Raw genomic sequence first — 17,323 nt, forward strand, 5'->3', positions numbered from 1 at the left:
ATTTGCACCACCTATAATTCCTGTAGTCACTATAGGTTCAAGCGGAAATTTGCATGGAACGCGTCTTTTCGATCGGCAAGCTCGCCGAGGCCAGCGGCTCGAAGGTCGAGACCATCCGCTACTACGAGCAGATCGGCCTTCTGCCGGAGCCGGAACGCAACGCCGGCAACCAGCGCCGCTACACCGCCCGCCACTACGAACGGCTCGTCTTCGTCCTGCACGCGCGCGATCTCGGCCTGTCCATCGACGCCATCCGCCAACTGATCGACCTGTCGCAGCATCCCGACCTGCCATGCCGGGATGCCGACGACATCGCCCAGCGCCGGCTGGAGGACGTGCGCCAGAGGATCGCCCGGCTAAAGCTGCTCGAGGCGGAGCTGGAGCGCACGCTCTCGAGCTGCAGCCACGGCACGATCGCCGAATGCAAGGTGATCGAGGCGCTGGCGCAATGCGGCGCCTGCGAGCGCCACCACCGGCCGCCGCGCTGAGCGGGCATCCTGCCTTGGTGATGCCGCCGAAGGGCGCTACATAGGCGACATGACGAAGCGATCCGGAACTTTGCCGGTGCGGCTTGTGCTCGCGAGCGCGATTGCGGGCTGCGTCCCCTTGACGGCCCAGGGCCAGACCCAGACCCCGGCTGCCGCCGCGGAGAAGACAGGCGGGGGAATGGCGCCCGCGCGCGACCCCGATATTGCGGTGCAGGAGGAGTTCGATGCCGCCCGCCAGCGGGGAACCGTCGAGGCCTGGGAACTCTTCATCGCCCGCCATCCCGATCATCCGCTGGCAACGACCGCGCGGCAGGAGCTGCAACGGCTGACCGGGCCTTAGCGACAACGAAGGCCGCCGGGACGGGAGCAACGGCAGGAGGAGCGGAACATGACGGAGCATGCGGTCCATGGCCTCGACCGGTTCCACGAGGCGCAGGCCAGGGTCTATCCGGATGCGCTCGCGGAACTGAGGCGCGGTCGGAAGGAGACGCACTGGATGTGGTTCGTCTTTCCGCAGGTTGAGGGTCTCGGCGCGTCGGCGATGTCGCAGCGCTATGCGATCGGGTCTGCGGCCGAGGCGCGGGCCTATCTCGACGACCCGGTGCTCGGCGCCCGCCTGCGCGAATGCGTCGAAGCCCTGCTTTCCGTCCGCAACCGCAGCGCGCGCGAGATCATGGGAACCCCTGACGACGTGAAGCTGCAGTCGTCGCTGACCCTGTTTGCCGCGGTCGCCGACGATCCCGCGCTGTTCGAGCGGGCAATCGCCCGCTTCTTCGACGGCCAACGCGACAGCCGCACGGTGGCGTTCCTGGCGCCCTGATGGCGAAAGCCGGCGGCAAGCGCGGCGCCGGCGCTGAATTCCGGCCGGAGCGCCCTATCTCTGCCCGCAACCGGCAGGCAAGTGCGCAAATTTTGACCACAAAGGAAAAATTTTTTGCAAATGCCGCCTCCGGCCACCGGTTTCGACGCTCCGCGGGGCGACGAATTCTGCGATCTATGGCGCATCGATTTCATGACCAGATACGGAGACAAAGATGTCCTGGTTCAAGACCCTCGCCACCGCCACCCTCGTCCAGGCGGTCCTGCTGCTTCCGGCCGCCGCCGGCGAAAACCTCGCCGCGATCCAGTCGGCCGGCGTGCTGAAGATCGGCACCGAGGGGACCTATGCCCCCTTCACCTATCACGATACGAGCGGCAAGCTCGTCGGCTTCGACGTCGAGATCGGCGAGGCGGTCGCAGCCAAGCTCGGCGTGAAGGCGGAATTTCTGGAAGGCAAGTGGGACGGGCTGATCGCCGGCCTCGACGCCAACCGCTATGACGCCGTCATCAACCAGGTCGGCATCACCGATGCGCGCAAGCAGAAATACGACTTCTCCGAGCCGTACATCGCCTCCAAGGCGGTGCTGATCGTGCGCGCCGACGACGACGGCATCAAGGGCTTCGAGGACCTGAAGGGCAAGAAGGCGGCCCAGTCGCTGACCTCCAACTTCGGCAAGCTCGCCGAGGCGAACGGCGCCGAGCTCGTGGGCACCGACGGCTTCGACCAGTCGATCCAGCTGGTGCTGACCGGCCGCGCCGACGCCACCATCAACGACAGCCTGTCCTTCCTCGACTTCAAGAAGCAGAAGCCCGACGCCAACGTGAAGATCGCCGCCGAGCAGGCCGATGCCGACTACTCGGGCATCATCGTGCGCAAGGGCGAGCCGGAACTGGTCGAGGCGCTGAACAAGGCGCTGGCCGAGATCAAGGCCGACGGCACCTACCAGAAGATCTCCGACAAGTATTTCGGCCAGGACGTCTCGAAGTAAGCCTGCCGGACCCCCTCCCGACCAGGGAGGGGTTTCGTGTGCCCCTTCGCATTGCCGGCCATGGCGGACAGGCCGCGGGCCGGTCTTGGCCGGATCGACAGCGATGCCGCCGCGACCCCCTTGTGGGGAGGGGGCGTGGAAGGGTATTTCCAGAAGCACCCGGCCACATCGCGAAGAGTAGGAACGCCCTTGCCGCACTGGCTCCAACTGATGCTCGATTCGCTCGGCCCGCTGCTTCTGGCCGGGCTGAAGTTCACCGTGCCGCTGACGCTTCTGTCCTTTGCCCTCGGGCTCGGGCTCGGACTGCTGGTGGCGATCGTCCGGCTGTTTGCGCCGGCGCCGCTCGTCGCCATCGCCCGCTTCTACGTCTGGATCTTCCGCGGCACGCCGCTGCTCGTCCAGCTGTTCGTGATCTTCTACGGCCTCCCGAGCCTCGGCATCCTGCTCGACGCCTTCCCCGCAGCGCTGATCGGCTTCACCCTCAACATCGGCGCCTACACCTCGGAGATCATCCGCGCGGTGATCGCCTCGGTGCCGCGGGGGCAGTGGGAGGCGTCCTACTCGATCGGCATGAGCTGGGGCCAGGCGATGCGGCGCACCATCCTGCCGCAGGCGGGACGCACCGCGGTGCCGCCCTTGTCCAACACCTTCATCTCGCTGGTCAAGGACACGTCGCTCGCCGCCGCGATCACCGTGCCCGAGCTGTTCCAGACGGCGCAGCGGATCGTCGCCACCACCTACGAGCCGCTGATTCTCTATATCCTCGCCGCGCTGATCTACCTCGCCATGAGCTCGGTCTTGTCGGCGCTGCAGGTGCGGCTGGAAAAGCGTTTCGCCCGCTATGGCGGCTTCCTGGAGGCACGGGCATGATCGAGCTGTCGCATATCGAGAAGCGCTTCGGCGACAACCTCGTCCTGAAGGACGTCAGCGTCGAGATGGGGGAGGGTTCGGTCACCGCCCTCGTCGGTCCCTCGGGGGGCGGCAAGAGCACGCTGCTGCGCAGCGTCAATCTGCTCGAGATCCCGACCAGCGGGTCGGTGCGCATCGGCGAGGAAGCGCTGTCCTTCTCGCCGGGCGGCCGGGTCGGCTGGGGCGACATCCAGCGGCTGCGCCGGCAGACCGGCATGGTGTTCCAGAACTTCCAGCTCTTTCCGCATCGCACCGCGATCGAGAACGTCATGGAGGGGCTGGTGACGGTGCTGAAATGGCCCTCGGAGCGCGCCCGCGCCCGGGCCATGGAACTGCTGGAAAAAGTGGGCATGGCGCACAAGGCCGATGCCTGGCCGGCGACGCTGTCGGGCGGCCAGCAGCAGCGCGTGGCGATTGCGCGGGCGCTTGCCCCGTCCCCGCGCGTCTTGCTGTGCGACGAGCCGACATCGGCGCTGGATCCGGAGCTCGCCGAGGAAGTGGTGGATGTGCTCGGGCGGCTTGCCCGCGAGGGCACCACGATGATGATGGCGACGCACGACCTGCGCCTCGCTTCGCGCGTCGCCGACAAGGTCGTCTTCCTCGACGGCGGGACGATCGTGGAAAGCGGCGCGCCTGCGAAGATCTTCTCCCGGCCGGAGCGCGAGCGCACCAAGCGCTTCATCGCCTCGCTGAACGTGGCCGCCGACTACGAGATCTGAACCGGACACGGTTGCGCCCTTGGCCGCGGCCGGCGCAGGCCGATCTGAATGAAAGTCAAGGGCGGATTTGCTTTCGCTGCGCGAGTCGGACATCGTTTGCCGATGCGCTACGACATCGGCAAGCTCGATCTTCCGGCCCTGCTTCTGCCCTGCTGCCGGGCGGGGGAGGCGCTGGCGCGGCTGGACGAGCGGGTGCTGCGCTCGACGATCCGCGACGGTTTCCTGGGCCGCCAGGATTTTCACGACGCCGTGGCCTCGCTCTGGGTCGATGGCGAACTCGTCCATGTCGAGGATCTGGTGCTGCATGACGCCCGCATGGACGTGCGCACGCCGACGCACGAACTGACGATCGCCCATTCGGTCCTGCGCGTCCGCCGGCAGATTTTCGAACAGCCGCCGCCCTGGGCGCTGAGTGCCGCCGGGCTGGCACGCCTTCGCGGACGCGCCCCCGAGACCAAGATGCTGCCGGTCGGTGCGGAGGATGCCGCAGAACCGGTCTCGGCAGACGAGGAAGCGGCCGAGCCCGGCGAGACCGCGGGCATGGATTTCACCGAGATCGACGCGCTGATCGCCCGCAGCAGCGCGGTCCTCGACGGCGTCGCGACGGCACCGGTGCGCCAGCGCACAACCGAGCGCGATCCGCTCGTCTACGATGCCGACTGGGACGAGGACGAGCGGCTGGCGGAGTGGCGGCTCGTCTTGAAGGACACCGAGGGGCTGCCGCCCGTCCTGCGGGCGGCCCTGCTGCTCGACGCCTGGAACACGCTGCAGGTCCTGCAGCATGTCCCCTGGCTCGGCCGCCAGCTCGTCGCCTCATTCCTCAGGCAGGAGGGGCCGGCAGGCGCCCATCTTGCCGCCGTCAATTCCGGCCTGCGGGCCGTGCCGCGGGAGCGTCGCCATGCGCGCGACCGCCTCTCGCGGCTGATCGCCGTTCTCGAGGCGTTCGAGCTCGGCGCGACGCAGGGGCTGAAGACGCACGACCGCCTGGTCCTGGCGAGGCTGCAGCTGGAGCGGCGGCTGGTGAAGAAGCGCGCCAATTCCAGGCTTCCCCAGCTGCTGGACCTCGTCATCGCCCGGCCGGTGGTGTCCGCGGGCATCATCGCCCGGGAACTCGGCGTCACGATCCAGGGCGCGCTCGGCCTCGCCTCCGAGCTGCAATTGCGGGAGATCACCGGGCGCGAGCGATTCAGGGCCTGGAGCATTCTCTAGTCTAGGGGTGCTCGGAGTCCTGCGTCCACCAGGTGACGACGACCAGCCAGATCATCCATACCAGGCTCAGGACCCAGCCCAACACGATGGCGGCCGACTGCGCCGGCGAGAAGCCCTCCGAGCCGGCGATCCAGCCCTGCACCAGGTAAGTGAAACCGGAGAGTCCCATCAGATAGGCCATCGGCCGCGGAACCCAAGTTATCCGCACGAAGGCGGCCGCGAACAGGAGCAAAGCAAGGCCCAGCGCAAAATCGTGATAGCTCCTCACCCCCCACTCGAGCCAACGGATTGCCTCGGCGCTGGCGAAGCGCGCCGCTTTCTCGGTATCCGGCGCGGTGGACCACGCGTTCACGGCCTGCTTGAGGGCGATTCCATCGACGGCCTGGAGGACCCCGTACAGCGCCAATGCGGCAACCGCCGAAGCGACACCAAAGCGCCCCGCCCATTTGGCGCTTTCAGACTCAATGTCCAGAACAAAGAACAGGGCGAGCAGGCCCGCGAGCAGGATCGCCATGCTCGCGAATTGGCCAAGGTGCACCGCCGCCCAGATTTCGTTGCCAGCGTACGCAGCGAAGATGGCGCGATGGTTGTTGGCGTCGCCTCCGGCGTGAAATTGAGTCACCCCGATGTAGAGGAGTTGCCCGACGAGCAGCAGCCCGGCCGAAAGACGTAGTGATGCGCGATCAATCATGGTACCTCCGCTCAAAATCGGCTGGCCTCCCCGTTGCCGAGTAACGCCCTGTTGTTCATCACATCGACCGGCATTGTAAACTTGGCGGCGAGCGGCACAGAGTTGTCGGCTGGTTCTACGATCAGGTGGCCTAAAGACGGACGCGCACCGGCCTTGCGCCATGTTGCCTCGACGGTGCGCGGCTGTTCTCCAGCGCCGCCGCGATCGATCGTATCGTTTCGCCGGCATTCAAGCGCGCCATCGCCCGTTGGCGAAGATCTTCAGAATAGGGCTTCGTCATCCCTGCAGGCCGTCCTTTTTCCGGTACGGACAGAGAATCACATCTCTGCTGATTTGCGAATCCGAGATTCCAGAAAATCGAAGCGTGCTCTAGGGTCAGGAACAAGGTCGCCTGCAGATTTCCACACCCGGCGGGCCGTCCGGGCTCGACCTTGCGGCAAGGCGAACATAGGATCGCTCCGGCGCGACGGACGCGCAGGACAATCGCAGGGAAGGACGGACCCATGACAACGCAGAAGGTGGCGCTCATCACGGCGGGCGGCAGCGGCATGGGGGCTGCGGCCGCGCGGCGCCTGGCATCGGACGGCTACCGCGTCGCGATCCTCTCGTCCTCGGGCAAGGGCGAGGCACTGGCCGGGGAACTGGGCGGCCTCGGCGTCACCGGCTCCAACCAGTCGAACGACGACCTCAAGCGGCTCGTCGACGGTGCCATGCAGGCCTGGGGTCGTATCGATGCGCTCGTCAACAGCGCCGGCCACGGGCCGCGGGCGCCGATCACCGAGATCACCGACGAGGACTGGCACAAGGGGCTCGACGTCTATCTGATGAACGTTATCCGTTCCGTCCGGCTCGTAACCCCGATCATGCAGGCGCAGAAGTCCGGCGCGATCGTCAACATCTCCACCGCCTGGGCCTTCGAGCCGGCGGCGATGTTCCCGACGTCGGCCGTCTTCCGTGCCGGGCTTGCCGCCTACACCAAGATCTTCGCCGACACCCATGCCGCCGACAACATCCGCATGAACAACGTTCTGCCCGGCTGGATCGACAGCCTGCCCGGCACCGAGGAACGGCGCACCAGCGTGCCGATGCAGCGCTACGGCAGCAGCGAGGAGATCGCCGCGACGATCGCCTTCCTGGTCTCCGAGGGCGCCGGCTACATCACCGGGCAGAACATCCGCGTCGACGGCGGCCTGACGCGGTCGGTGTAAGTTGCGGCGCTTCACGGAGATTTGCCCGAAGGCGTTGCCGGGACTTTTCCTGGCGATGGCGATGGCGATGGCGCTGTCGGCGCCGGCCGAGGCCGAGACGGCGTGGCAGCCGGTCGAGCAGGTGAAATCCTATGCGATCAGCGGCAGCACCGGCATCGAGCTCTACCGCTCCATCGGCGAAAATGGCCCGAAGGTCGGTGTCGGGCGGGCGATCGCGTTCACCGATTTCGAGCTGACCTGGACCCGCCGCTACGAGCCGCGCGACGGTGGCTGCGTCATCACCACCAACAGGCCGAAGCTGATCATCACCACCATGCTGCCCAAGCCGTCGGGCAAGCTTTCGCCGGCGCTCGGCGCGCGCTGGGAAACCTTCATCGCCGGGGTGCGCGCCCATGAGCAGGTCCATGCCGAAATCATCGTCGACATGGTGCGGCAGATCGAGGACTACTCGGTCGGGCTGACGGTGGCCGACGATGCCGGTTGCCAGAAGATCCGCAAGGTGCTGACCCAGCGGCTGGGCGAGCTGTCGCAGGAGCAGCGCCGGCGCAGCCGCGATTTCGACCGGACGGAGCTCAGCGAGGGCGGCAATGTCCACCAGTTGATCCTGGACTTCGTCGACGGAAGCTGACGGCCCGCCGATCGCGCCCGAAATACGATTCCGCAAAATTCCGTTGATGCGATAGCATCGGCCATGTCGGGGGCGCACGCCGCTGGCATGCGGTGGCGATGTGTCAGGGGGAGCGACACGATGGCCGGGGAAACTGCCAAGGACGTCGAGATCGCCGACTATCGGGCCTATCAGGGCGGGCCGTTCTTCGAACTGCAGAAGCGCATGGGGCTGTTGCGCCGCGACGCCCTGAACGCCCGGCGACGCGCCCTTCTGTACGTCGCGATCGCCTGGCTGGTCCCCCTCGTGCTGGCGCTGCCGGAGAGCCTGAGGCTGCGGCCCTTCGGCATGACCTACATCGCCGACGTCGGCCTGTGGGGGCGCTTCGTGCTGGCGATCGGCGCCGTCGTGCTCGCCGAGGAGCAGGTGGAGGAACGGCTGCGGGTGAAGCTGCGGCACTTCGCGGCCGCTCCCCTGATCGCCCCGGATTCGATGCCGGCGGCTGCCCGCGCGGTCAACCGGGCGCTGCGGTTGCGCAACTCGCGTGGCGCCGAGGTCCTCTGCCTGCTTGTCGCCTATGCCCTGTCCGCCTGGGCGCTTCGATACGAGCTGAAGGGCGACGCCTATTTCTGGGCGGCATCGGTCACCGAGACGGGCCGGCACATCACGCTTGCCGGCTGGTGGGCGCTTCTGGTGAGCCTGCCGCTGTTCTGGTTCCTGGTCCTGCGCGGCTTCTGGCGGCATTTCGTCTGGTCTCAGTTGCTGCGGGCCATTGCTAGGCTCGAGCTCCGTCTGGTGGCGAGCCATCCGGACGGCAAGGGCGGCCTCGCCTTTCTGGCAGACTACCCGAACGCCTACATGACCTTCATGTTCGGGCTCAGTTGCGCGCTGGCGGCAGGCTTCGCCCAGCATATCAGCGCCGAGACCCTGTCGGTGAAGATGCTGACCACCGTCATGGGGGTCTGGCTCGCCGTCGTGCTCGGCTTCTTCGTCTGGCCGCTCTCGGCCTTCGCCCGGCCGCTGCGGCGGCTGAGGGAGGGTACGATGCTGGCGGCGGCGGCGCTCGCGACCCGGCGCCAGCGTCAGGACGAGCGCAAGGTGCTGTCGCGCAACATCGCCGCCGAAGGCACAGACGAGCCCGCGGCCGATGCGGAGATCCCCGATCCGGCAAAGCTCTTCGAAGCGGCCAGGAAGCTCAAGGGCGGGCTTCTCTCACGCAGCGCCGTCCTGCCGCTTTCGGCGATGGCGCTGCTCCCCTTCGCCATCGTCGGCCTCACCCAGATATCCTTCGAGGACGTGCTGTCGCTGGTGAAGAAGCTGCTGCTGCTCTGAGCCCCGGGGAGCCGCGGCGGCGGCCGTGGCCTGCAAGACGGCGTGCCATGTCGTCGGCCGGCTGCGGATAAAATCCGGATCCATCTATACAATTGATAAGATTGACGTTTGTGGCGTGTCCATTGATTTTTTCCGCGTTCCGAACCGGCCGGGCGGGGGATGCCGGAAAGGGGCTGTTAACCTTTATTTTCTATTCCCGACGCAGGGGTTTTCACGGCTTCCGCCAGTTCCAGCGTTGCAGGTTTCCATGCGTCTTTCCCGAACGATTTCGCCGAATGTCAACGATCAGTCCGCACGCGGCGAGGAGGGCGGTGACGGGCCGCGGCCGACGCCGCATGTGACGCTGCCGGGCATGACGGTCACCGGCGAAGTCAAGGCGGATGCCGACCTGCCTGCCTGGCAGAGCGCCTTCATCCTCGGCCCGAACGTGCGCTTCACCCGCACCCCGGAAAGCGCCTATGCCCGCAAGCATCCCGAAGCGCCGGCGCCGAAGCAGGAGGCGACGGCCCCTGCCGCCGTGCCGCCGGAGCCCGCACCCGTCGCGGACGTCGTGCCGCCCGCACCCGCAGACGATCCGTCGCGCGCCGATCTCGACGGCGCCGCCATGCGCAGGATCGAAGGCACCGCCCGCGTCCGTCCGGCCGCTTCCGCTGCGCCGGCTGAAACCGGCAAGCCGGTCCAGCCGCCGGAAAACGTTGCCGCGGCGGAAGACAATCACGGCGCCCTGGCGCTCTATCTGCGGCTGAAGCGGGAAATGGCCGAGGCGAACCGCCAGCAGGAACGGGAAATGCGCAATGCTGCGGCCGCAAGGGCTGCCGCCGCCGCCAGGCAGGGAACGGCCGCAAGTGCGGCGACCGCCGCTGCCGGTCCGGCTGCACGCCCGCAGCAAGGCGCCTTCGGCCTTCCCATCTCCGACCATGCCCTGTTCGACACGATGTGCCTCGATGTCGATCTGACAGGCTTCACGCCGGCGCCCCGCCTCGCGCTCCCGACCTTCCGCGCCGGGCCGGAAACGGCGGCTTGCCTCTATCGCGAGGTGAGCCTGCGCGGCCGCAGCGCCGCACCGGTCGTCGCAACCACGCCTGCCCGCACGATGCCCGCCGCGACGCCGGCCGCGCCGACGGTTCGGACTGTGCCGGAGCGGGCAGCGCGTCCCGCCGCGCCCCAGCCTGCCGTGCCGCAATCTGTCGCATCGAAGCCGGTCGCGGCCGCCCCCGGCAGGCCTGCCGTACACGTGCCGGCTACGACCGTGACGGCAGGGGGCGCATCTGCCCGCCTCCAGACCCCGGCTGCGCCTGCGGCGGTCCCGCAGGAGACGGCTGCGATGCCCGGCTACACGCCGCTGTCGTCGCTCGCCGCATTCCAGTTCGGCCCGGTCTGGCCCGCATCCTCGAATACGACTATATCGCTGGGCCCGTTGCTTTCGCCATCGGCCGCGGAGGCCGCCGAGGCCCCGCACGTTCCGGAGGAAGGTGTAATCGTCGCCGCGGCCGCCGGCCCCGATCACCAGGCGATCCTCACCGAACCGGCCGCTTTGGTGCCCGCCGTCGCCCGGACGCCGTCGCGCTCGCTGCCCCGCTCCGGCCTGTTCGCCGCCGCCGACGCCAACCCCGACTACGAGTTCCCGCCGGTCGACCTGCTGCAGCAGCCGACGGGCGAACAGGCGCACACCATGACCCAGGAGGCGCTGGAACAGAGCGCCGGCCTGCTGGAAAGCATCCTCGAGGACTTCGGCGTCAAGGGCGAGATCATCGACGTCCGCCCGGGCCCGGTCGTCACCCTCTATGAGTTCGAGCCGGCGCCGGGGGTGAAGTCGTCTCGCGTCATCGGCCTTGCCGACGACATCGCCCGCTCGATGTCGGCGCTGTCGGCGCGTGTCGCCGTCGTTCCCGGCCGCAACGTCATCGGCATCGAACTGCCGAACGCCGTGCGCGAGACCGTCTATTTCCGCGAACTGATCGAGTGCGAGAGCTACTGGGAGACGAAGTTCAAGCTGGCGCTCTGCCTCGGCAAGACGATCGGCGGCGAGCCGGTCGTGGCCGAACTCGCCAAGATGCCGCACCTGCTCGTCGCCGGTACCACCGGCTCGGGCAAGTCGGTGGCGATCAACACGATGATCCTGTCGCTGCTCTACCGGCTAAAGCCGGAGGAATGCCGCCTGATCATGGTCGACCCGAAGATGCTGGAACTGTCGGTCTATGACGGCATCCCGCACCTGCTCACCCCGGTCGTCACCGATCCGAAGAAGGCGGTGATGGCGCTGAAATGGGCCGTGCGCGAGATGGAGGACCGCTATCGCAAGATGTCGCGGCTCGGCGTGCGCAACATCGACGGCTTCAACGCCCGCGCCGCCACCGCCCGCGCCAACGGCGAGACGGTGATGTGCGACGTGCCGAAGGGCTTCGACCGCTCGACCGGCGAGCCGACCTACGAGCAGGAAGAGATGGACCTCACGCCGATGCCCTACATCGTCGTCATCGTCGACGAGATGGCCGACCTGATGATGGTCGCCGGCAAGGAGATCGAAGGGGCGATCCAGCGCCTGGCCCAGATGGCGCGCGCGGCCGGCATCCACCTGATCATGGCCACCCAGCGTCCCTCCGTCGACGTCATCACCGGCACGATCAAGGCGAATTTCCCGACCCGCATCTCCTTCCAGGTGACCTCCAAGATCGACAGCCGCACGATTCTCGGCGAACAGGGCGCGGAGCACCTCCTGGGGCAGGGCGACATGCTGCACATGGTCGGCGGCGGCCGCATCGCCCGCGTCCACGGGCCGTTCGTCTCGGATGCCGAGGTCGAGCAGGTCGTGGCCCACCTGAAGGCGCAGGGGCGTCCGGAATATCTCGGCACCGTCACCGAGGATGCCGAGGAGGAGGAGGCGGGCGAGCCGGAAGAGGTCGCCGTCTTCGACAAGTCGGCGATGGGCGAAGAGGACGGCAACGACCTCTACGAAAAGGCGATCAAGGTGGTCATGCGCGACCGCAAGTGCTCGACCTCCTATATCCAGCGCCGCCTTTCGGTGGGCTACAACCGCGCGGCATCGCTGGTCGAGCGGATGGAGCGCGACGGCCTCGTCGGCCCGGCCAACCACGTCGGCAAGCGCGAGATCCTGAGCGGAGCAAGCCGCGACAGCGTGGCCACGATCGACACGGGCGAAGACGACGACTGAGGCGTGACGGCCGGAGGCTGACGCCGTCCGGCCGTCCCTCGCCCGCATACGCCAGCGTGCCGGGCGGGTGACTGCGGCCGCCGGCTCACTTGGCCGGAAAGATCGCCTTCCAGTCGGCCTTCATGTCGACCACGGTCCATCCGTTGATCGGGGCGATGTCGAGAGCCTCGTCCAGCCGGCCGAACTCGGTCTGGCGGTCATAGGCATATTCGCGCTCGGCGTCGGTGTGATGGACGATCAGGCCGAAGCGGGGCGAGGTGCCGCCCAGGGTGGTCCATTGCAGCATCTGCAGGTCGCCGTCCGAATTGCCGAAGGCGGCGATCGGACGCCGGCCGATGGCGGCATTGATGCCGACGGGCTTGCCGGCCTTGTCGTCGATGAAGTTCACCTCCGGCAGCCGGTGCAGGGTCGGGATTCCGTCGCGCATGATGAACTCGGTCTTGATGGACGAGCCCACCACCTGCTCGGGCGGGACGCCATAGACCTCTTCCGTCCAGGGCCGCATGAACTCGACGCCGCCGCCCGAAACGATGAAGGTCTTGAAGCCGTTCGCCCGCAGATAGGCGAGCAGTTCCAGCATCGGCTGGTAGACGAGTTCGGTATAGGGACGGCCGAAGCGCGGGTGGCGGGCCTTCTCCAGCCAGTCGGTGACGATCGTCTGGAACTCGTCGACGGTCATGCCGGCGTGCGTCGTCGTGATGATGTCGACCAGGCCTTTCTCTCCCGCGGCGGCGAGCGCCTGCATGTCGCCCTCGAGCACGGCCTTGAAGGGTTGCTGGTCCTTCCACTCCGGGTTCTCCGGGGCCAGCGTCTTCACCCGGTCGAGCGCAAAGGTGAGCTGGGTGTACATCGGATGCTCGACCCAGAGCGTGCCGTCATTGTCGAAGACGGCGATGCGTTCGCTTTCCGGCACGAAGTCCGGCGTGTTCTCCGCCGTCACCTTGTCGACGAAGGCGACGATCGCCTTCTTCGGCGCGGTGTCGTTCCACGACGGCAGCGGATCGGTCTGCGCCAGCGCCGAGGCCATGCAGGCAAGGATGCCCGCGATCGCCGGTATGAGATATCGGGATATGGAAGCCCGTACGCCCATCCTCAGATCCTCCCTTATCAAGGCAGTCGCAGGCCGCGGACCCTGCCGCGGCCTGCGGCGTCTGCTGTTCAGTTTCCGGTCGGCAGGGGAATGCTGACGCCCTCCTTGGCCAGCGTATCCCGCACCCACTGGAACCTCTCGTATTCCGACAGGGTGATGGGCCCGTCATAGGTCAGGCTCTGGGCCTTCCGCGGCGGGTACTGGACGTAGGTCGCCATGATCTTCTTGAGTTCCTCGCCCATCACGACGCCCATCCAGGTGCGCTCGGTGAAGTTGTTCATGAAGATATCATAGCGCTCCTGCGGGTCCTGCCAGAGATCGAAGACCTGCGGAACCGTGGCCACGTAGCTTTCGGCACCCTTCCAGCCGAGGTTGGAATCGACCGCAAGCCCGCCCGTCCGCGCGCCGTCATCGCCGCGCAGGTTGAAGACGAACTTGTAGTTGTTGACGCGGATGGCACCGGGCGAGAGCTCGTTCTCGGTGAAGTAGAACCAGGACTTCCGCGGCGACGGGCCGGAGCCGGTCAAGACGGGCGTCATGTCGAAGCTGTCGAAGATGATCGGCTTGTCCTCGCGATCCTTGTCGGGCAGCGGCACACCGCCGATGGAGGCGAAGGTGGCCATCAGGTCGAGACCGCCGAGGATCTCGTGGTTCTTCGTGCGGGGCTTGATCTTGCCGGGCCAGACGGCGATCGCCGGGACCCGGTTGCCGCCCTCGCGCACGGTGCCCTTGGTGCCGCGGAAGGGGGTGTAGCCGGCATCCGGATAGACGTCCTGCCAGGCGCCGTTGTCGGTGGTGTAGAAGACCAGCGTATTGCGGTCCATCCCGGTCTCGCGCAGCTTGTCCAGGATACGGCCGATGCGGGTGTCGAGCTCGACGACCGAATCCGCATATTTCGACTTCGACAGCGATTTGTGCTGGAACTCCGGCGCGGGCATGTTCGGCTGGTGGACCTTCATGAAGTTCACATGGATGAAGAACGGCTCGCTCGGCGTCTGCGCCGCCGTATCCAGGAACTCGAGGGCGGCCTTCTCGACATAGCCGTCGAAGAAGGGGATGCCGACGACGCCCTCCTTGCCATCGATGACGGGCGTGTCGACGTACTGCCCGTTGATCTTGAAGTCTTCGGTGACCGGACCGCCGGCCTTGCCGGAGAGCGAGCCCTTGGTGATCCTCTGGAACATCGCCCGAAGGGCCGGATCCATGTCCGGGAACCAGGTCGGATCCCCGTAGGTATAGGCATTGAGATGGTATAGCCCGACATATTTCATCTCGTCGTAGCCCTGCGCGTTCGGCAGCGCGTAGTCCGCCTCGCCCAGATGCCATTTGCCGGTGAAGTAGGTGTGATAGCCGCCGCGCTTCAGCACCGAGCCGAGCGTCCATTCGGCGGCAGGCAGGCCGCCGCCCTGGCCCTGGAAGGCGACCGTCGTCATGCCGCTGCGGTTGGGGATCCGGCCGGTCACCATGGCGGCTCTTCCGGGTGTGCAACTCGGCTGGGCATAGAACGAGAAGAAGGTCATGCCCTCGTCCGCCAGCCTGTCGATGTTCGGCGTGGGCATGCCGCGGCCCTCGCCGCCGCCATAGGGGCCGAGGTCGCCGTATCCGGTATCGTCGGACACGATCAGCAGGATGTTCGGTTTCTGCGGCTGCTGGGCGCGGACGTCGCAAACGCCGGCCCAGAGCGATGAGGCGATGGTCAATGAGACGAGGCTGCAAATGCCATGAGTGCGATTCATCTGCTTTCTCCTATCGTGCCACGAAGGGATATTCAGGGCCGCGGGTTGATCCGCCGAGGCTCGCTCATGCTTTTTTGCCGATGTGTGTGGGCCCGCATCGAAAGGGGCCCATTCCTCCCTGCTTTTTCCGTCATGCAAATGAAAGGGCCAGGTGCAATGGGCGCCTGGCGGGGGCTGCATACGACAACGCTGAGAATTGTCTGCGCGACCACCTGGCGCCTCACCTTCGAGGCGGTGGTCCTGTCCCGGCATGCATTGCATTAGACTTATCTCATGAAAGCGATTTCGCTTCCAGATTGAAAACGCCAACCACCCCAAGGCGCCACCGCAGGGCGCCGCCGCGGGGCGTCGCGGCCCCGCGGCGTCACGCAAGCGCGTGGGCTGCTCAGTCGCGGGCGCGATGGGCGTCGGGGATGACGAAGACCTCGTCGGCGCGGGCATAGCCGCCATCCTTCACCTCCTCGATGAGCACCATCGTGTGCGGGCGTGCCGCCTCCGAGAAGTATTCGACGAGCATGTCGGTCGCGCGGTGGACGATCTCCGCCTTCTGCGCTCTGGTAAGGGCGGCTTCCGGCACCTTGATGTTGACGAAGGGCATGGGGGTTCCTTTCATTTTGGGGGTCGGGCTCAGACGACGCCGCCATTGGCGCGGATTGTCTGACCGTTGATCCAGCCGCTGTCCGGGCTGGCCAGGAAGGCGACGACAGAGGCGATGTCGTCCGGCTGGCCGAGGCGGCCCAGCGGGTTCATCTTCGTGATCGCCTCGACCTGGGCATCGCTCTTGCCGGTCATGAACAGGTCGGTCTGCACCGGACCGGGGGCGACCGCGTTGACGGTGATGCCGCGCGGGCCGAGCTCCTTGGCGACGATATGGGTCATGGCCTCGACCGCCGCCTTGGTCGCCGCATAGACGCCATAGGTCGGCTGGTACAGGCCGACGACGCTGGAGGAGAAGCTGATGATCCGCCCGCCCTGGCGAAGCCGCTTTCCGGCCTCCCGCATACCGCGGAAGACGCCGCCGAGATTGGTCCGGACCTGCTCTTCGAAGCTGTCGTCGTCGACGTCGACGAGCGGCGAGAGCTTCATCATCCCGGCATTGTTGACCAGGATGTCGACCGGGCCGAAGGCCTGCTCGGCCCTGTCGAACAGGCTTGCGATGCCGGTGCGGCTGCCGATGTCGGCCCCTGCCGCGATCGCCCGTCCGCCGTCGGCGGCGATGCTTGCGACCACGGCGTCCGCCGCATCGCTGCTCGTGGCATAGTTGACGACAACGGCGATGCCGTCCTTGGCGAGCCGCCGGGCGATGGCCGCGCCGATGCCCTTCGAGGCGCCGGTGACGATGGCCGTTCGTTGCTGCGTGTGGGTCATGACTTTCTCCTTTTGATGCAAAAGAAGTAAGGCAGTTGCCCGCGACGAACAATTTCCTGTTAAATGACATTACAATTCGAGAAGGACGAACAATTCGCCATGGATCGCCTGGACCGCATGCAGCTCTTCGTCCGCGTCGTCGAGCGACGCAGTTTCGCCGCGGCGGCTGCGGACTTCAATCTCGCCCGGTCGACCGCGACCGAGGCCATCAAGCTTCTGGAGAAGAGCCTCGGGGTCCGGCTGCTCGAGCGCACGACGCGCCATGTCGGCCCGACGCTGGACGGCCAGGCGTTCTACGAGCGCTGCCTGGCGATCCTGTCGGAGGTGGAGGAGGCGGAAAGCCTGTTTCACGAGGCCGAACCGCGCGGGCTCTTGCGGATCGATGCTCACCCGCTCCTGACGCAGACCTTCATCCTGCCGCATCTGAACGCGTTTCTGTCGCGCTATCCGCTCCTCGACCTGCAGCTTGGACAGGGGGACCGGCTGGTGGATCTCGTCCGCGAGGGTGTCGATTGCGTCATCCGCGCCGGCGAACTGGACGACAGCAACATGATCGCGCGGCGGCTCGGCACGATCACGGAAATCACCTGTGCGAGCCCGGACTACCTCGGCCGGCACGGGGTTCCGCAAACCCCCGCGGATCTCGAGGGCCATCTGGCCGTGGGCTTCGTGTCCTCGCGCACCGGGCAGGTGCTGCCGCTGGAATTCCAGCAGGGCGCCGAGATCAGCCATGTCAGGTTGCCGTCCCGTATCACGGTCAACAATTCCGACACCATGGCCGACCTGGCGCGCCTGGGCTACGGGCTCATTCAGGCGCCGCTCTACCGGCTGAAGCCGGATCTCGAGCGGGGCAGCCTCGTCGAGGTCCTGCCGGACCACCGGCCGTCGCCGACGCCGCTGTCGGCGCTCTATCCGCAGAACCGCCACGCGGCGCCGCGGCTGCGGGTCTTCCTCGATTGGGCGATCGAGCTCTTCCGCAAGGCTGA

General features: G+C 67.0%; 17 protein-coding genes. 12 read left to right on the forward strand and 5 right to left on the reverse strand.

Going from position 1 to position 17,323, the window contains the following annotated elements; all coding sequences use genetic code 11:
* Window positions 1-53 precede the first annotated feature (53 nt).
* The 7 genes from P0086_RS10635 (at window position 54) to P0086_RS10665 (ending at window position 5,133) form a co-directional block, all read left to right on the forward strand.
* Window positions 54-488: a helix-turn-helix domain-containing protein gene (locus P0086_RS10635; protein ID WP_112594174.1), complete on the forward strand. Its 435-nt coding sequence runs from the start codon at window positions 54-56 to the stop codon at window positions 486-488.
* 49 nt (window positions 489-537) lie between these two features.
* On the forward strand, window positions 538-828 hold the full coding sequence (locus P0086_RS10640; protein ID WP_148190979.1) for a hypothetical protein: 291 nt from the start codon (window positions 538-540) through the stop codon (window positions 826-828).
* Window positions 829-876: 48 nt separating this feature from the next.
* A complete protein-coding gene (locus P0086_RS10645) occupies window positions 877-1,308 on the forward strand; it encodes a DUF1810 domain-containing protein (protein ID WP_148150807.1) in 432 nt (143 codons plus the stop codon).
* A 214-nt stretch (window positions 1,309-1,522) separates the two neighbouring features.
* A complete protein-coding gene (locus P0086_RS10650) occupies window positions 1,523-2,296 on the forward strand; it encodes an amino acid ABC transporter substrate-binding protein (RefSeq protein WP_148150810.1) in 774 nt (257 codons plus the stop codon).
* Between the two features lie 189 nt (window positions 2,297-2,485).
* Entirely contained in the window at window positions 2,486-3,166 is a 681-nt protein-coding gene (locus tag P0086_RS10655) for an ABC transporter permease subunit (protein WP_148190981.1), read from the forward strand.
* Window positions 3,163-3,924 (forward strand): amino acid ABC transporter ATP-binding protein, encoded by a 762-nt coding sequence (locus tag P0086_RS10660; RefSeq protein WP_275785225.1) that lies wholly within the window; start codon window positions 3,163-3,165, stop codon window positions 3,922-3,924. Before P0086_RS10655 ends, P0086_RS10660 begins: the two co-directional genes overlap by 4 nt.
* 102 nt (window positions 3,925-4,026) lie before the next feature.
* Window positions 4,027-5,133 (forward strand): RHE_PE00001 family protein, encoded by a 1,107-nt coding sequence (locus P0086_RS10665; protein WP_148190983.1) that lies wholly within the window; start codon window positions 4,027-4,029, stop codon window positions 5,131-5,133.
* A gap of 1 nt (window position 5,134) precedes the next feature.
* On the opposite strand, the gene P0086_RS10670 is transcribed toward P0086_RS10665, so the two are convergent.
* The gene (locus P0086_RS10670) at window positions 5,135-5,824 is read right to left on the reverse strand and encodes a DUF4386 family protein (RefSeq protein ID WP_148190985.1); all 690 of its coding nucleotides are present in this window, start codon (window positions 5,822-5,824) and stop codon (window positions 5,135-5,137) included.
* 503 nt (window positions 5,825-6,327) lie between these two features.
* On the opposite strand from P0086_RS10670, the gene P0086_RS10675 reads away from it, so the two are divergent.
* The 4 genes from P0086_RS10675 (at window position 6,328) to P0086_RS10690 (ending at window position 12,143) form a co-directional block, all read left to right on the forward strand.
* Complete coding sequence (locus P0086_RS10675) at window positions 6,328-7,032, forward strand: SDR family oxidoreductase (RefSeq protein WP_148179718.1); 705 nt, start codon at window positions 6,328-6,330, stop codon at window positions 7,030-7,032.
* Window positions 7,033-7,087: 55 nt separating this feature from the next.
* Window positions 7,088-7,660 (forward strand): DUF922 domain-containing protein, encoded by a 573-nt coding sequence (locus tag P0086_RS10680; protein WP_148191239.1) that lies wholly within the window; start codon window positions 7,088-7,090, stop codon window positions 7,658-7,660.
* Window positions 7,661-7,780: 120 nt separating this feature from the next.
* Window positions 7,781-8,971: a hypothetical protein gene (locus P0086_RS10685; RefSeq protein WP_275785229.1), complete on the forward strand. Its 1,191-nt coding sequence runs from the start codon at window positions 7,781-7,783 to the stop codon at window positions 8,969-8,971.
* Between the two features lie 352 nt (window positions 8,972-9,323).
* Window positions 9,324-12,143, forward strand: coding sequence for a DNA translocase FtsK (locus P0086_RS10690; protein WP_275785290.1), 2,820 nt, complete (start codon window positions 9,324-9,326; stop codon window positions 12,141-12,143).
* Between the two features lie 85 nt (window positions 12,144-12,228).
* On the opposite strand, the gene P0086_RS10695 is transcribed toward P0086_RS10690, so the two are convergent.
* The 4 genes from P0086_RS10695 to P0086_RS10710 form a co-directional block, all read right to left on the reverse strand.
* Complete coding sequence (locus P0086_RS10695; protein ID WP_148190991.1) at window positions 12,229-13,233, reverse strand: HAD family hydrolase; 1,005 nt, start codon at window positions 13,231-13,233, stop codon at window positions 12,229-12,231.
* 68 nt (window positions 13,234-13,301) lie between these two features.
* On the reverse strand, window positions 13,302-14,969 hold the full coding sequence (locus P0086_RS10700) for an arylsulfatase (protein ID WP_112594191.1): 1,668 nt from the start codon (window positions 14,967-14,969) through the stop codon (window positions 13,302-13,304).
* A 385-nt stretch (window positions 14,970-15,354) separates the two neighbouring features.
* Window positions 15,355-15,567 (reverse strand): 4-oxalocrotonate tautomerase family protein, encoded by a 213-nt coding sequence (locus P0086_RS10705; protein WP_148190993.1) that lies wholly within the window; start codon window positions 15,565-15,567, stop codon window positions 15,355-15,357.
* 29 nt (window positions 15,568-15,596) lie between these two features.
* Window positions 15,597-16,337, reverse strand: a complete 741-nt coding sequence (locus P0086_RS10710; protein ID WP_148190995.1) for an SDR family oxidoreductase — start codon at window positions 16,335-16,337, stop codon at window positions 15,597-15,599.
* Window positions 16,338-16,436: 99 nt separating this feature from the next.
* On the opposite strand from P0086_RS10710, the gene P0086_RS10715 reads away from it, so the two are divergent.
* Window positions 16,437-17,323: LysR family transcriptional regulator (locus P0086_RS10715; protein ID WP_275785292.1), on the forward strand; the 887-nt coding region annotated here is incomplete at its 3' end.

This window comes from Mycoplana sp. MJR14, from assembly GCF_029210525.1.
Taxonomy (GTDB): Bacteria; Pseudomonadota; Alphaproteobacteria; order Rhizobiales; family Rhizobiaceae; genus Mycoplana.

Excerpts from the sequence above, each read along its gene's own strand:
- P0086_RS10665 (WP_148190983.1), top strand. The coding sequence starts at position 4,027 with ATGCGCTACGACATCGGCAAGCTCGATCTTCCGGCCCTGCTTCTGCCC.
- P0086_RS10690 (WP_275785290.1), top strand. The coding sequence starts at position 9,324 with ATGACGGTCACCGGCGAAGTCAAGGCGGATGCCGACCTGCCTGCCTGG.
- P0086_RS10685 (WP_275785229.1), top strand. The coding sequence starts at position 7,781 with ATGGCCGGGGAAACTGCCAAGGACGTCGAGATCGCCGACTATCGGGCC.
- P0086_RS10700 (WP_112594191.1), bottom strand. The coding sequence starts at position 14,969 with ATGAATCGCACTCATGGCATTTGCAGCCTCGTCTCATTGACCATCGCC.
- P0086_RS10680 (WP_148191239.1), top strand. The coding sequence starts at position 7,088 with ATGGCGATGGCGATGGCGCTGTCGGCGCCGGCCGAGGCCGAGACGGCG.
- P0086_RS10660 (WP_275785225.1), top strand. The coding sequence starts at position 3,163 with ATGATCGAGCTGTCGCATATCGAGAAGCGCTTCGGCGACAACCTCGTC.
- P0086_RS10675 (WP_148179718.1), top strand. The coding sequence starts at position 6,328 with ATGACAACGCAGAAGGTGGCGCTCATCACGGCGGGCGGCAGCGGCATG.
- P0086_RS10650 (WP_148150810.1), top strand. The coding sequence starts at position 1,523 with ATGTCCTGGTTCAAGACCCTCGCCACCGCCACCCTCGTCCAGGCGGTC.
- P0086_RS10645 (WP_148150807.1), top strand. The coding sequence starts at position 877 with ATGACGGAGCATGCGGTCCATGGCCTCGACCGGTTCCACGAGGCGCAG.
- P0086_RS10670 (WP_148190985.1), bottom strand. The coding sequence starts at position 5,824 with ATGATTGATCGCGCATCACTACGTCTTTCGGCCGGGCTGCTGCTCGTC.
- P0086_RS10695 (WP_148190991.1), bottom strand. The coding sequence starts at position 13,233 with ATGGGCGTACGGGCTTCCATATCCCGATATCTCATACCGGCGATCGCG.
- P0086_RS10635 (WP_112594174.1), top strand. The coding sequence starts at position 54 with ATGGAACGCGTCTTTTCGATCGGCAAGCTCGCCGAGGCCAGCGGCTCG.
- P0086_RS10710 (WP_148190995.1), bottom strand. The coding sequence starts at position 16,337 with ATGACCCACACGCAGCAACGAACGGCCATCGTCACCGGCGCCTCGAAG.
- P0086_RS10640 (WP_148190979.1), top strand. The coding sequence starts at position 538 with ATGACGAAGCGATCCGGAACTTTGCCGGTGCGGCTTGTGCTCGCGAGC.
- P0086_RS10705 (WP_148190993.1), bottom strand. The coding sequence starts at position 15,567 with ATGCCCTTCGTCAACATCAAGGTGCCGGAAGCCGCCCTTACCAGAGCG.